We start from the raw sequence: 13,400 nt of genomic DNA, 5'->3' as shown, positions 1-13,400 counted from the left end.
ATTGACATCCTCCTTTCGTAGATGGTTTAAATTATTTTTTTACCGACGTGCAATTTTATTATATTATAGTTATCAGATTATTGCAAAGGTTTTTAAAATTATTTCTGCAGGTGGTGAGCAAGGGAAATAAGCGAAAGAGAAAGGGGGGATTTTCTTTAGGGAAATCATTTTAACTTGCTGACGGCATAAAATCTGAGAAACTTTGCTTCGGATTTTATGGAAAAAAAGAGGAATATCACAGAAAAAAGAGGAGTTTAGAAAGCAAATATTGAATTAATAACAGAAGGAAAAAAATGAAGACCGGTTTAGCTAAGGGTCGTAAGGAGGGGTATTATGAGTATCGAATATTGTGTAAATACCCGAATTAATGGGAAGGAACTGACGGAAGTATTTAAGAGCGTTGGCTGGAATAAAGATGAAAAGGTGATAGTGCAGGCTTTTGAAAATTCTTTTTTTGTTTTAGCTTATAACAAAGAAGAATTGATAGGGTTTGCTCGAGCCATTTCCGATGGTTATTTTTACACAGGAATTTATGATGTGGTGGTTCGACCACCCTTTCAGGGAAAAGGAATTGCTAAGAGGATGATGAAGATTCTTTTAAAGGAGTTTAACGGCACCTACTTCTTTTTAACCTATACCGATGGAAACCGGGAATTCTATGAAAAATGCGGATTCAAAGAAAATGATCAAGCGTTGTGGATTCCAAAATAACAGTGTCGACCAAGAATTTGGAATACGGAGAATGGGCAGCGGAGGTAATTGACTCCCTGGGATTTGAAAAAATCATTTGTATGGGAGAATCCTTTGGTGGGGTAATCTTGACAAAACTGATGGCCGTTGCACCTGAGAAAATTGAAATAGCAAAGAAAAACCCCTAGAGGGGAGAGATCTAGGGCTTTTTCAACATTTATTTCATTTAAGGAGAATGAAAGTAAGAAAAAGTTACTATTGGAACAAATCTGTTCAATGCACTTATTAATCAGCGGGATCTTCCATATCTTCTTCGATGGGTTCTTCCATCGGCTCATCTTCCACTTCACACCCGACGAACCCGATCAAAGCTAAACTAAGGATTCCTGCAACTAACAATTTTTTCAAATTCATACACGAATACCTCCTTTGTAAATTTACATTTTTTCTCGAAAGTTAATACACTGTTGAGTGAGAATGTTTGAGTTAATGATTTATTATGATTCTTATACTATCAGAAAAATGTATCATTATTATGTCAACGGGTAAGATCGCGGGTTTTACCGTTATATGTTAAAATATTTTATAAAAAGAGCGTGATTCAATGGAGGTTATAGTGACGATAGGCTTTTATACTATCTGGTTTACGCCGATTATTTTTGTTGTGAATTTGATTGGTGCTATGAAAGCGGTTAAGGAAGGAAGAGAAACCACGGTACACACCGGCGCCTGCGCTATCAGCTTACTGCTGATTGTGATACCGATATTTTTTTCGATGTTTTAAAAAGGCGATACCAAGGAGCATAACCGCCGTTTGTTTCATTCGGAATAGGCTTTGATGGCCCCGAAGAACTTCAAGTTCATAAAGAGTTCATCTAAAGATGCTAGGATAAAAATACCCGGCACAGGGAAATAATTTTTGAGAGGGATTCTTATGAACAAAAGCTTACTTAGAAAGGGTGCTTTGCTGCTAGCCCTTTATTTGGTTTACCTGTTCATCGGTTTTATGCTACCGGTGTATATGGCCAGGGCGGATTCCGTCCAGTCTTCCGGAGACATGGATCCAGAGGGATTATACGGTGACGAGATCGGGCCGGACAAGGCCCTGTTGTTGGAGGACCCCATGTATTCCGGTATATCCCGGCTACATCTTATGGATCAGGCGAAGGAGCAGATACAAATCGCCTATTTTTCCGCCCATGACGGTATCGCGAGCGATCTGTTTTACGGAACCATTTTATCCGCGGCTAATAGAGGAGTAGAGGTGCAACTGATTTTTGACGGGATCTTTCATAATCTGGGTCGGAACAACCGGTCGGTATACCGGGCACTGGTCAATCACCCGAAGATCGAAATCCGCTTTTATGAACCTCTGAATCTTTTAAAACCATGGACGTTGAACAATCGCATGCATGATAAGTTCATGGTCGTAGATGATACCTATGCCATGATCGGAGGAAGAAATATTGGAGATAAGTATTTTCTGGACCCCTATGAGGATGAAATTGTAAAGGACCGGGATGTACTGATAAAAAGATCCTGCTTTGAAACGGGGGAGCATAGTGTGCTGGAGGATTTTGACAAGTACTTTGGCCGTCTATGGGAAAGCCGCTATACAAAGGAGGAACCTCTTCGGTTTTCAAGAAGACAGAAAGATTCCCCGGAGAGAAAAACCTCGGAACTACTGGAATTTCGCCGTGAAATAGAAGCACAATACCCGGACAAGTTTCCCGAAAGCATGGATTGGAACGGGAAGTTTCATGAAACCAAGGGCATTATCTTGACCACAAACTCTGTGGATCGGATTGGAAAAGAGCCCCGAGTGCTGATGAAACTGGGGAAGCTCTTGGAAGGGGCGGAGCAGTCCGCAGTGGTTCAAAGCCCTTACGTAATTCCCAGTGATCGGATGAGACAGCATTTCGATCATCTACAGAGCGACCATGAACTGTTTATTCTAACCAACTCCAAGGCCGCATCCCCAAACTATTTCGGTATTGCCGGTTATTTAAATCACCGGGAGGAAATCCACGGCCGGGCGGATCAGATTTTCGAGTACGACGGCCGGGGATCGGTCCATGGGAAATCCTATATCTTCGATCAGCAAATCAGTCTGGTGGGTTCTTTTAATATGGATGCCCGCAGTGCGTTTTTGAGTACGGAAAGCATGGTGGTAATCGACAGCCACTCCTTTGCCAAGGAATTATCCGGAGAAATTGAAGGTCTCGTCCGGAAAAGTGTTCCCTATAGTGAGGAGGGGCCCTCTTTTGGAGCGGAACAGGCTGAAATAGAACCGGTGCCCTGGTATAAAGGGGTGTTGGTGAAAGTCCTGCGGGGGGTGCTTTACCCCTTTGATGAACTGCTGTGATAAGCGGCAGGGAAATGCTAACGAGCTTGTATGTCGTCGGCTTTCGGATTGGAAAAAAATTATCACCACTTTCAATTTGATCGATCCATTTATTTTCCCCTGAAGTAATTTTCACCCTCAATTTTTTGATGAAGGAAGACAATTTTTCCTTAATGTGGTAGGATTTATGATGCACTGAAAAAATAACAACGTTGTATTGGGGGATCATCATGGGACAGAAAAAAAGAAGGTTGAACAGAAGAAAAATCCTGGTTATCTTATTGATGTTTGGGGTTCTAGGAGGATTTTTATTGGGGATGAACCGCAGTACCACTGCAAGTTCCCAACAGGACAGCAGTATTCAGGATTCCGCTTACCCGGGGATTTAACCACCCTGGGAGCCGATGGAATCCGGGAGGAGATCGACAGAGTCGATGCAACGGTAACTAATAAATCCCGGAATTAATTTTCCGGGATTTTACTTTGCAGTTGTTTTCCCCGTTGCTTTTCAATATACCCGGTACCAAAAAGGACGCCGGAGACGATGAAGAGAAAACCCAGGGACTGGGAAAGGCTAATGGTTTCGTTCAAAAAGACGGCGGAAGAGACCAGGCCGAAAAAGGGAACAAAGTTATTGAATACCGCGGTCTGGGAAGCACCGATTTTTTGTATGGAGGCATTAAAGATCAAATGTCCGCCGCCGCTGATGACGATCCCCGAGAAAAAGAACAGAAAATAGGTAAAGGGAGGAGCCGAGGTCATTTGGCTGATCCCTTGAGGTTCCACCATAAAGCTGATCAGCAGTAAGCTTAAGGCGCCGCCGATATTCATCAGAGCGGTGACCTGCTTGGAATCTACCGTGGCGGTAACCTTTCGAATCAGAATAAAGCTTGTGGCCTGAACAAACATGGCGGTAAAAATTATGATTTCTCCCAGGGAAAATCCTAAAGTATGGAAGGAGCCTCCTTGAATGAAAAAAACGCCGATCAAGGCCAGAATAAAGCCTAAGGTTCTTAAGGGGGTTAATTTCTCTCCCAGATGAAGCACCCCAAGGAGCGCCGTGGTTAGGGGTAATAGCGCAAGAATCAACGAGGCATTGGATGCATCGATTAAGGTTAGACCGTAGGCCATTAAGGATTGATGCAACACCACGCCGAAGAGCATACCGAAGAAAATATAGAGACCCTCTTTTTTGTTCAGGGAGCGATAATTTTTTCCAAGAAGGACTACAGCGGAAGCGGTAACCCCGGCCAGCATAATTCGAAAAGCGGTCATGGTCTGGGGCGGAAGATCCGACACTAAGGTTTTAATGATCACCAGGTTCGTCCCCCATAAGGCCATGACCAGGAAAACCAGGGCGTAGTTTGTTAACAGTTGTTTTTTTTGCATAGATAAGTCCTCATTTCATTTATGATAGTGTTTAAATCCAAGGGATTGGTCTTCTGGTATTATATCATAAATGATCAAACCCATGATGAGTGTTTTCATCAAGGGACTTTGAATGAGTCCCTTACAGCTTTAAGTTTTTCAAAAGTTCATGGAGCTTTTGGGCAAGTCGGTTGATCAACGTTACTTCCTCCGTTAATCCCTGTACTTTTTCATTTTGCTCTAACACTCCTTCAATCATGCCATCTACGGTTTTATCCCCGGAGTGGAAATAGTTCGTAAGATTTTCCATTTCCCTATTCACTTCATTGCTAAAGTTTGTAATTTCTTCGGTGGCCGAATATACTTTGCTTACCCTATCCGATACCTGGTCAACTGATTTTGCAATCCCTTCAAAGCTTTGATCCACCGCTTCCACCATCGTAATTTCCTTTTGAATGGTACTTAAGGTTTCCCCCATGGAAGATTCCGTACTTTCAATTTGGTTTTGAATCAATGAAATCCGCTCTTCAATAGAGGAGGCCTGGTTTGCGGATTCCTCCGCCAATTTTCGGACCTCTCCCGCCACCACGGCAAAACCTTTGCCCTGATCTCCCGCTCTGGCGGCTTCGATGGATGCATTCAGTGCGATTAAATTGGTTTGTTCCGTGATCCCTTTAATGCTGGCTACAATGGAGTTGATCTCCTTAGAAATATTTTTAAGAGAGCCGATTTTCTCGCCGGTATCCTGCACCTGGTCCACCGTATGATGAACATAGGATTTCATCTCACTCATAGCCGTTTTTCCGGTGTTGGATTCTTTCGCAGTATCCTTTGTCATTTGCCGTAGGCTTTGGCTAAGGTCCGCCACCCCGGCCACCTCATCATTAATTCGATAGATTTTGTTTTGCATTTCCTTCATTGCCAGGGTTCGTCCCTGAATAATATTTTTACTCTCAGTGGCAGCGGAGCTTATTTCCTGAGTCCGACCTTCTGTTTCCACCATCAGACTTTGAAAAGCGCTGGAGCTTTTCATTAATTGATCGGAAGAACTTCGTAGGGTTTTCATTAAATCGTGGACCGTATCCAACAGTTCATTGATATTTTCCGCCATGGTTCCGATTTCATTATCGCTGTGAATCTCAATGCGTTTGGTCATATCACCCTTTAACTGGGCAATATCTTCAACTTTATTAACCAAGGTCTTCATAGTTTTCATCTCTTTTGCGATTACGGTGCCCACCACAATATTAACCGTAACCAAAACAATTCCAAGGAGAAGAACAAAGAGGGAAACCATCCCCGCTAGTAACCCCCAGATCAGATCGGTTTTAATCGTTGTATGAAGTATAACCACTTCTTCGTCGGCGGTTTCCAAAGGGACGTAAAAGCTTAAGGGTTCCCGGTCGAGAAAGAACCTTCCTGAGAAGTCGTTGCCAACGGATTGTTGATTTTTATAGGCTTTTTCCAGGTCCTCAGAGGTCTCCTCCACCGGGCTACCCAATTCAAAGACTTTATCCTCTTCCATTCCGTAGAGGTATATCCATTCTTCTTCAACCTTTGTTAATAACATCAATCGATCAGAAACAAAAGAAATGTTGTCCTGATAATGATCCACTTCCGATTGCAATCGGTTTAAGGCTTCCTGTTCGTCGCTTCCATCCACTTCCAAATTCCTTAATTCGAAATCTTCAAAGGTTCCCTGCAGCCCGGCGGCCACGGAATCAAAACCGATGGCAGCAAAATCCGACACCTTACTGAATAATAAAGAAGTTGCTATAATACCAAAAACAATGAAAACCAATAACATAACCACCATAATTTTTTGCACCATTTGTCGACCCAATTTTTTCTTCTTTTTCATAATGTCTTCCTCCTATCGTCATTCCTTAGATGATGTCAATAGTAGCAAAGAAGTATGAACTGATTATGAACAATAATCAACGTAAAATAACCGTCGTTAGGTTTTTACTCATCCTTCCGACGGTTATGGCTGGTCTTTTATATCCGTTGTTGTTTTATCCGTTGTTTATCCGTTGATATCAAGGCCGATAGCGGCGGCTCCTAGGGCGCCGACAAACTGGGATTCTTCCCGGTGATAGACCGGGGTGTTTAGCTCCTCGGCCAAGGCCTTTCGAAACAGCGGACTTTGGGAGACGCCCCCGGTCAACAACACCTCTTCCTGTAGGCCCATCCGCCTTAGCATCACCGAGGCTTTTTGGGCGGTGCTGTGGATGATACCCCGGGCGATTTCCCCTTTTTTTGCCCCTTCCGCCAAAAGGCTGATCACTTCCGATTCCGCAAATACGGTGCACATGTTGTTGATCTTACAAGGCTCATAACCTTCCGCCAGGGCGGAAAGGTCTCTCACTTCCACTCCCAGGCTTGTAGACATTACTTCCATGAATTTTCCCGTTCCGGCGGCACATTTATCATTCATCAAAAAATCCAGAACTTTTCCTGTTTTAGACAGGTGAATGATCTTACTGTCCTGCCCGCCGATATCGATCACGGTTCCCGTTCTGGGGTGAAGAATCTGGGCGCCTTTCCCATGACAGGTGATCTCGGTGACGGCTTTCCAGGCAAAATCCGTGACCACCCGTCCGTATCCCGTAACCACCACCGGGGGATGTATGGAGGACCTAGGCTCAAGGCCGGAATCGGGCAGCAGGCCTTTTTTCTCCAGGATCCGCCGGTAAACTTCTTCTCCGGTTTTTTTCGGACTCCATCCCGTAGGCAGCAGGACCTTCTCAAGGATTTCATGATCTTGATTGATCAGCACCCCTTTGGTGGCCACGGATCCGATGTCGATTCCAATGGAAAGTGCCTCCATTTAGTATTCCCCTTGAATCTGTTCTAGGAAGGCTTCCACCCGTACTTTGATTTGGCCCCGGTCGGAGTTGGAGTAGTCGGTTTCAATCTGGATAAAGGGCATTTCCAGCTCTTCTTTGACAAATTTACCTACCTGATAGGATTCGATATTATAGGTATGACAGGCCTGCCAGGTTAAATCCACCACACCGTCCACCTGATAATCCCTGGCCAATCGACCTAAGAGATCCAGCCGGCTGTTGTTCGGGGTCATACAGGAACAGGGGGTGGACAGGTATTTTTCCGCAATCGCCTTGATCGGCTCTTTTTCTTCATCGATCATGGTATCAAGACCTTTGTAACCGGTACAGTTTTCCAGGGCCACCACGCTGGCGCCACTTTCTTCTAACACTTCCAACACCTTTTCCGATCCCGCACCGATGGGGACCCCGGTCAGCAGTATTCGCGGCGTTTCGGCGGTGTATGGGCTTTTGCCTTCGCTGATCATCTCCTTGGTTTCCACAATCAAATCCTCCACTAATCGGATGCCCGCTTCCTTATCCACGTTAAAGCCTTTTAACCACTGGGCCATCATCATATCCTTGCCGCTTAGAGGGGCGGGCTTTACCCGGTTCAGTTCGTGGAGGTCTTTCATGACCTGTCGCTCCCGGTTTCCCAGTTTTATGGCGGCCCGAAGATCCTCATCGGTAATCTTTCGGTCAAAGGATTCCTCTAAAAAGCTTTTGAACTTTTCCATTTCCGTTTCCCAGAACTTCAGATTCTCCTCCCCTTCTCCCTGCTGGGGAAGGTTCATCACATGCATGGGTTTGATTTCTCCCATCAGTTCATACATTTTCTTCTTACCGTCACAAGTGGTCTCCGCCAATAATACGTCGGAGAAATAGAAATAGGGACAGGTATCGGTTACAGCGAATCCGTAGCTGGACTTAATTAGGGGACAGAGGTTTCTGGGCAGTTTCTCCTCCGCGGCGGCAATGGGCTCTTCCTTGGTACCGCAAAGGGTTACGGGAATGGCATCGGCGGCCATGGCAATTTCATGGGGGGAGAATACACAGTAGGTCCCCACCACTTTTTTTCCCTGTTCACTGGCTTCCTTAATTTTTACGGAGTTGACGCCCCGTTGTTCTTCTACTTTTTCCATCAAACTTGGTCTCATTTACTTCACTCCTCTTGTTAATATTTTGTCTTAATTATATAGTATAGTAAGAAATGTAGCATAAGAGAAATTGAAAAGTTTAATGGATTTTGTGATTGTCATTGGATTTTTGAATTATTTCCCCTCCTTTAAAAACTTTTCCAACGCCTTATTCCATTTTTCCGGGGATTCATAAAACATTAAATGTCCGCCCATAACGATGTTTTGGGTTTTCGGGGAGATCTTTTTCATATAGGGCTCTGCCACATCCGCCCAATGCTCTGCAATAAACATTAGAGAAGGGACGTTTTCCGAGACCTTCTTTACCGTGTCGGTGAAATCTGAAAAAACCGCATTGGTAAACAGGGCGCTGCAAACGTAGTAAGGGGTTTTCGCAGAAAGATCCAAAATAAATTCCAGCTCTTCGGGATCGGGAGGCTGCTGTAGCATCACTTCTTTGGTGTAGTCGGAAAAGAAGTCTCTTGTTCCTTCCGGGCTGATGAAGATCTCGGATACAACGGTACGAAGTTCTTCGATGCTGGCCTCCGTCCAATCATCGGCATTCGGCGACAAAGGTCTTGGGGACATATCAATGGTAACTACGGCTTGTACTTTGGCGGTACCGTACTGCTTTAAATACCCCCAGGCATCAAGATTTCCGGTAGACCATCCCACCAATAGGATGTTTTCCAGTTCCAGTGCTTCAATGAGTTTTGCCAGGTCCTTCCCGTGGGTTAAATAGTCGTTACCATGCACGGTTTTGGTGGATAAGCCCTGACTTCTGGGATCGATGGCAATGACCCGGTAATTCTTTGAAAAATAATGGATTTGTGCGTTGAAAATCTCCCAGGAAAAGGTTAACCCGGGAATGAGCACCATCGGATCCCCTTCCCCCTTTTCCACGTAGTGCATCTCAATTCCTTCTTCCAAGGTCAGATACTTGCTTTCGAGCCTGTTCACTGCCATTTTTTTCGCTCCTTTCTAAGGTTGTTTTACCGTCGCCAACTTATGTTTTTCCACGATTTGTTCTTATTCATTTGTACCCATTATGATTTTACTAACCCATCATAAGCCCACTAAGTGAGGGCAGACTGGCTAGCAGTATAGCGATAAGTTGGAAAGGAATCGGCAACAAAACCTGATTTACCAAGGGCTAGTATGCTATAATAAAAAAGTAGGCTTATTAACGAAGGATCACCGGAGGCCGGATAACAAAGCGGTGAATATTTACATAAAGGAGCTTGATCAACTGTATGAAGGTTAAAGCAGGGAAAACGAAGTTCAAAACCACAAAAAAAACGATCACCAAGCAGGAAGTATTGGATAAGCAAAAGGCCTGGGGCGAGGGGATTGTGGCCATAGGAAAAGTATATTCCGCCGGCGGGGATTACAAAACCGCAGCGAAAGAACATATCAAACATTTTTACAATTATCAGGAAGGCAGCGTACTGTTTAAGCCCACACTGGCGGCGGACAAACAATTCAGAAGAGATTTTTCCGGGGCCCTATCCTACTTTATAGGAGGGGATGAAAATTACCCGGAAGATCACGGCTTCGCCATCAAACCCTGGTGTAACGTCCGATGGGAAACCGTCGGCATAAAAATCATCGGCAATACGGCCCTGACCATGGGAAATTACTTTTTCACCTCGGAATCGGCAAAGGAAGAGCTTAAGGTGGAATATTCCTTTGCCTATACGAAAAACAGCAGGGGGGAGTTGAAAATTATTCTCCATGACTCCCACTTGCCCTGTAAACATTACGAAAGTCACGAGTATTCTTGAATCCATTATAAACCCGGGTGTAGTTTCGGCGTAACCCTGGGTGCAATCCACAAAAAGAAAGCCCCTACAATAACAAATCATTGTAGGGACTTTTTTTGATTGAAGATTACCGCCGTTCTTCGATCAATTCGTCTCTAATTATCCGATACCATTCAATAATCCTTTGGTATTCTTCGCTGTCAGCATCATAGCGGTTGCCTTCCCCATCGGTATAGTGGTTGTTTTGGATTAAGGGTGCCCGGTTATGGATTTCCCGTACCAGTTGCAAGTGCAGGGGCTTTTCCATGCCGGCCTGTTCCAGAACTAATAGAGGCAGGACCGTAGCGTTTTGTAAAGGCGGCTCTTCTTTTTCCAAGGGATAGTTCGCCCAAAGGATGTAAGGGACGGTATGCAGCCTTAAATCATCCTTTAGTTCCTCCGGGGTTTCATCGTCGATAAAGCCCATTTCCCGGTACACATCGAAATCCCCGCCAAACATCGGGAGGTGATCTCCGAAAAACAACAAAAGCGTCGGCTCGTCGGAGTCCCTCAGATAATCCACCAGTCGTTTTAGGGCCTGATCGGAATAATACAGGCCGTTGGCATAGTTTTGCAGCATGTTTTCCTGGCGTTCATTTAAGTAGTGGTCGAAATCAATTACCGGCTCCCCCCGGGGTGCATGGTAAGGGGCATGGTTTTGCATGGTCAAGGTGTAATTGAAAAGCGGTTCCTCCGAGGCTTCGATTTGTTCAATCAGCCGATCGGTTACATAATCATCGGAGACAAAGGGTCCTAAGGTAGGGGGATCCTCTAAATCCTCCAGGGCGGTAAAATGCTGGAATCCCAGCAGGGGAAGCACCTCATCTCTTTGGTAATACCACTGAAAGAAGGGATGCAGGGCTTCGGTTCGGTACCCCTTTTCTTTAAAGATTGAAGCCAGAGAGGGCACGGGTTCGTGGATATCATGGCGGTAGACCACATGCCAGTCCGCGGGGTAGGTTTTAAGACTGATGCCGGTTAAGACCTCGAATTCCGTATTCGCCGTACCTCCGCCAAACACCGGGACGTACACTTCTCCATGGATGCTTTCTTCTCTTAAGTTCTCGAAGTTTTCAATGGGGTTCGGGGTGAAGTTCCCATCCAGCAGATTAATATCCCAAAAGGCTTCGCTCATGAAAATAATCACGTTGGGATGGGGGTCCTCAAGTTCCCGGGGCGGGGCACCCTCCCTTTCATCCTTTTCCCCCAGCAATCGATCCGCCAGCTCATTTAGGTCCTTGGGATCTGTGGCCATTGGGGTATCCGGTTCCTCATCCACCACGGCTCTGGGAAGAGAATAGATAAAGCCCAGTTGCCAGGGTCCATAAGCCTCGGCGTAAAGGCCCTGTCCAAGCAGTAAGATCCCGAAACACACTGCCGCTGCCAAAAGGGCGGTGGTTTTCCTATTACTGAAGGGACTGTCGCCGAACCATTTCTTTATCAGCCGGTATAAACCATAAATCACCGGTATTGCCAAAATCCCAAGGGCGATGGAAAAGGGGGTTATTAAATCCGAAGTCAGGACCAATAACTCCCGAACCAGTAAAAGATCATTCAATTGAAAGGGTACATTTCTAAGGGTGACCTTATTGGCGTTGACAATGCCCAGGATCATACTTAGGACAAAAACAAACAAAACTCCCCGATAGAGTTTACGGAAGATCAAACCCAGCATCAGGGCCAGGGTAACCAGCAAGGTAAGATTTATCAAAAAAAGAATGGGATTTTCGATGATCCACTGCAGCACATCGATCATTCTTGTTCGAAACAAATATTCACTGACAAGGATCGGAAGGATCATCAGTAACGTCAATTTTAACAGGTAGCGCTTGGGTTCTTTCATAGGTCTCCTCCTTAAATCTCCGGTGGTCTTGGAATCAATGGAAATACCCCTGATGAACTTTCATTAAGGATATATCTAAATTATACCCAGGAAGACCTTTTTTTATCCATCCCAGTAGCCCTCCGGTGAACTCTTTTTCAGGGCGCTTACGTGAAAAGGAAGAAAAAAAGGATTGCTGAGAAAAAATATAAGAAAAGGGTCCCATAGGGACCCTTTGTTTCGATGATTTAGTGTATCAACCCGCGAACTTTTCGCTCATTTCGATTAAAGTACCTGGAAATCAGTAAAAAAATCAGGATGACTGCCACGGCTCCGGTCATGGAATGAACGTGCTGAGAAAGATTTCCCCGGGGAGCGTCGGTGATCAGCGCCGTAATCAGGGCTGTAACATAAAAGAGTAGGGAGATGCCCAAGGTGGCGATGATCTGGGGTTTGATAAGCTCTTTCTTCTTCCAAAGCACCAGTCCCAACGCGCCGCCCAGAATCAGGAAAGTGAGCAACAATGTGATAAAGTTCGTAACGCCATGGAGCTGTTGCAGTTGATAATAGGCTTCCTCCCCAATGACGGAGCCCTCTGCCCACTGGTCCCGGATCGTATTTTTATATAGCTCCAGGCCAATAAGAGCGGTGTTTAAAAAAAGCAAAATACCGATGTACAACCCTTTGATTATTTTCAAGTGAAATCACCCCTGTCTTATTAATATGAAAATTTTCATAGTACTTTCAAAATTATAACATATGAAAAAGACTTTTACGACCGTAAAACGTGGTTGAAAAAGCTTAGCCAGGAGAAAGGAGCGGTTAAGGCAGTGTTAAAAAGCTGTAAAGAAGCAATGTGGATCATTGCATATTATTTTTAGGTTTTGCCCCCCCGCCGGACACCGATGATGCTACCCAGGGGTGTTGCAATCAATATACCGAGGAATCCCCCGACGTAGGTTCCCAACTCGTAGCCCGTTAACCCGGGATAATTCGAAAATTCCAGCCAACCAAAGAAGGTTCCGCCAATAACCATACCCAAATAAGCCCCGGCGAACAGTCCAAGGAATAAGCCCAGGAACCCGCCGACCATCCCAAAACCGACTTTTTTGTTCATTTTCATTCATCTCCTAAGGAAGGATTTTACATGCCGGGAAGCCCTCCCTGTTGAGGGTTCCTCTATATCATTTATACCCAAAAACGGCGTAAACTAGACAACACAAAGGGGACGGCAGGTTGCGTAAAAACAAATCAATAAAACATTAGTATTACCACCCTAAAACCCTGTATTATCAATGGTTATATGATATAATAGAAAGAAAACGAGGTGGTTCGATGTCCCGCTATATTCAAGGTGAGCATAAAGATCAAGTTAGCTTATTACCGATGACATTAAACGAAATGATCGCC

15 protein-coding genes are annotated in these 13,400 nt (G+C 44.9%); 6 read left to right on the top strand and 9 right to left on the bottom strand.

All coding sequences use genetic code 11. From position 1 onward, the window contains the following. The first annotated feature begins 333 nt into the window (after positions 1–333). Both ISALK_RS13120 and ISALK_RS13115 read left to right on the top strand, forming a co-directional pair. The gene (locus tag ISALK_RS13120; protein WP_160723066.1) at positions 334–711 is read left to right on the top strand and encodes a GNAT family N-acetyltransferase; all 378 of its coding nucleotides are present in this window, start codon (positions 334–336) and stop codon (positions 709–711) included. Between the two features lie 2 nt (positions 712–713). After that, entirely contained in the window at positions 714–878 is a 165-nt protein-coding gene (locus tag ISALK_RS13115) for a hypothetical protein (RefSeq protein ID WP_160723064.1), read from the top strand. Between the two features lie 97 nt (positions 879–975). Here the strand turns inward: ISALK_RS13115 and ISALK_RS15410 are convergent, their stop codons facing one another. After that, positions 976–1,104, bottom strand: a complete 129-nt coding sequence (locus tag ISALK_RS15410) for a hypothetical protein (RefSeq protein ID WP_306770747.1) — start codon at positions 1,102–1,104, stop codon at positions 976–978. Positions 1,105–1,306: 202 nt separating this feature from the next. Here ISALK_RS15410 and ISALK_RS13110 point away from each other — a divergent pair, with 202 nt between their 5' ends. The 3 genes from ISALK_RS13110 (at position 1,307) to ISALK_RS13100 (ending at position 3,423) form a co-directional block, all read left to right on the top strand. Then, the gene (locus ISALK_RS13110) at positions 1,307–1,474 is read left to right on the top strand and encodes a hypothetical protein (protein ID WP_160723062.1); all 168 of its coding nucleotides are present in this window, start codon (positions 1,307–1,309) and stop codon (positions 1,472–1,474) included. Positions 1,475–1,624: 150 nt separating this feature from the next. Further along, a complete protein-coding gene (locus ISALK_RS13105; protein WP_160723060.1) occupies positions 1,625–3,055 on the top strand; it encodes a phospholipase D-like domain-containing protein in 1,431 nt (476 codons plus the stop codon). Positions 3,056–3,264: 209 nt separating this feature from the next. Then, a complete protein-coding gene (locus ISALK_RS13100; RefSeq protein ID WP_160723058.1) occupies positions 3,265–3,423 on the top strand; it encodes a hypothetical protein in 159 nt (52 codons plus the stop codon). Between the two features lie 73 nt (positions 3,424–3,496). On the opposite strand, the gene ISALK_RS13095 is transcribed toward ISALK_RS13100, so the two are convergent. From ISALK_RS13095 to ISALK_RS13075, 5 genes are all read right to left on the bottom strand, one after another. Then, positions 3,497–4,423: a DMT family transporter gene (locus tag ISALK_RS13095; protein WP_160723056.1), complete on the bottom strand. Its 927-nt coding sequence runs from the start codon at positions 4,421–4,423 to the stop codon at positions 3,497–3,499. 121 nt (positions 4,424–4,544) lie between these two features. Continuing rightward, positions 4,545–6,263 carry a methyl-accepting chemotaxis protein gene (locus ISALK_RS13090; RefSeq protein ID WP_160723054.1) on the bottom strand — a complete coding sequence of 573 codons (1,719 nt, stop codon included), beginning with the start codon at positions 6,261–6,263 and terminating at the stop codon, positions 4,545–4,547. Between the two features lie 165 nt (positions 6,264–6,428). Beyond that, the gene (locus tag ISALK_RS13085) at positions 6,429–7,232 is read right to left on the bottom strand and encodes an acyl-CoA dehydratase activase (protein ID WP_160723052.1); all 804 of its coding nucleotides are present in this window, start codon (positions 7,230–7,232) and stop codon (positions 6,429–6,431) included. After that, a complete protein-coding gene (locus ISALK_RS13080; protein ID WP_160723050.1) occupies positions 7,233–8,387 on the bottom strand; it encodes a double-cubane-cluster-containing anaerobic reductase in 1,155 nt (384 codons plus the stop codon). 114 nt (positions 8,388–8,501) lie between these two features. After that, a complete protein-coding gene (locus ISALK_RS13075) occupies positions 8,502–9,332 on the bottom strand; it encodes an alpha/beta fold hydrolase (RefSeq protein ID WP_160723048.1) in 831 nt (276 codons plus the stop codon). A 287-nt stretch (positions 9,333–9,619) separates the two neighbouring features. Here ISALK_RS13075 and ISALK_RS13070 point away from each other — a divergent pair, with 287 nt between their 5' ends. Beyond that, positions 9,620–10,150: a metal-independent carbonic anhydrase family protein gene (locus ISALK_RS13070; protein ID WP_160723046.1), complete on the top strand. Its 531-nt coding sequence runs from the start codon at positions 9,620–9,622 to the stop codon at positions 10,148–10,150. 106 nt (positions 10,151–10,256) lie between these two features. Here the strand turns inward: ISALK_RS13070 and ISALK_RS13065 are convergent, their stop codons facing one another. From ISALK_RS13065 to ISALK_RS13055, 3 genes are all read right to left on the bottom strand, one after another. Continuing rightward, positions 10,257–12,011 (bottom strand): LTA synthase family protein, encoded by a 1,755-nt coding sequence (locus tag ISALK_RS13065; RefSeq protein ID WP_160723044.1) that lies wholly within the window; start codon positions 12,009–12,011, stop codon positions 10,257–10,259. A 227-nt stretch (positions 12,012–12,238) separates the two neighbouring features. Beyond that, positions 12,239–12,688 carry a DUF1751 domain-containing protein gene (locus tag ISALK_RS13060; RefSeq protein WP_160723041.1) on the bottom strand — a complete coding sequence of 150 codons (450 nt, stop codon included), beginning with the start codon at positions 12,686–12,688 and terminating at the stop codon, positions 12,239–12,241. A gap of 179 nt (positions 12,689–12,867) precedes the next feature. Continuing rightward, positions 12,868–13,107 carry a hypothetical protein gene (locus ISALK_RS13055; RefSeq protein WP_160723039.1) on the bottom strand — a complete coding sequence of 80 codons (240 nt, stop codon included), beginning with the start codon at positions 13,105–13,107 and terminating at the stop codon, positions 12,868–12,870. Between the last annotated feature and the right edge of the window lie 293 nt (positions 13,108–13,400).

Source organism: Isachenkonia alkalipeptolytica (assembly GCF_009910325.1).
Lineage (GTDB): Bacteria > Bacillota > Clostridia > Peptostreptococcales > T1SED10-28 > Isachenkonia > Isachenkonia alkalipeptolytica.
The sequence above is the reverse complement of the archived record's forward strand: the minus strand, read 5'-3'. Positions and strand labels throughout refer to the sequence as shown.

What these genes read in the sequence shown, in the direction of transcription:
- ISALK_RS13120 (WP_160723066.1), top strand. Translation starts at nt 334, where the DNA reads ATGAGTATCGAATATTGTGTAAATACCCGAATTAATGGGAAGGAACTG.
- ISALK_RS15410 (WP_306770747.1), bottom strand. Translation starts at nt 1,104, where the DNA reads ATGAATTTGAAAAAATTGTTAGTTGCAGGAATCCTTAGTTTAGCTTTG.
- ISALK_RS13105 (WP_160723060.1), top strand. Translation starts at nt 1,625, where the DNA reads ATGAACAAAAGCTTACTTAGAAAGGGTGCTTTGCTGCTAGCCCTTTAT.
- ISALK_RS13100 (WP_160723058.1), top strand. Translation starts at nt 3,265, where the DNA reads ATGGGACAGAAAAAAAGAAGGTTGAACAGAAGAAAAATCCTGGTTATC.
- ISALK_RS13095 (WP_160723056.1), bottom strand. Translation starts at nt 4,423, where the DNA reads ATGCAAAAAAAACAACTGTTAACAAACTACGCCCTGGTTTTCCTGGTC.
- ISALK_RS13090 (WP_160723054.1), bottom strand. Translation starts at nt 6,263, where the DNA reads ATGAAAAAGAAGAAAAAATTGGGTCGACAAATGGTGCAAAAAATTATG.
- ISALK_RS13085 (WP_160723052.1), bottom strand. Translation starts at nt 7,232, where the DNA reads ATGGAGGCACTTTCCATTGGAATCGACATCGGATCCGTGGCCACCAAA.
- ISALK_RS13080 (WP_160723050.1), bottom strand. Translation starts at nt 8,387, where the DNA reads ATGAGACCAAGTTTGATGGAAAAAGTAGAAGAACAACGGGGCGTCAAC.
- ISALK_RS13075 (WP_160723048.1), bottom strand. Translation starts at nt 9,332, where the DNA reads ATGGCAGTGAACAGGCTCGAAAGCAAGTATCTGACCTTGGAAGAAGGA.
- ISALK_RS13070 (WP_160723046.1), top strand. Translation starts at nt 9,620, where the DNA reads ATGAAGGTTAAAGCAGGGAAAACGAAGTTCAAAACCACAAAAAAAACG.
- ISALK_RS13065 (WP_160723044.1), bottom strand. Translation starts at nt 12,011, where the DNA reads ATGAAAGAACCCAAGCGCTACCTGTTAAAATTGACGTTACTGATGATC.
- ISALK_RS13055 (WP_160723039.1), bottom strand. Translation starts at nt 13,107, where the DNA reads ATGAACAAAAAAGTCGGTTTTGGGATGGTCGGCGGGTTCCTGGGCTTA.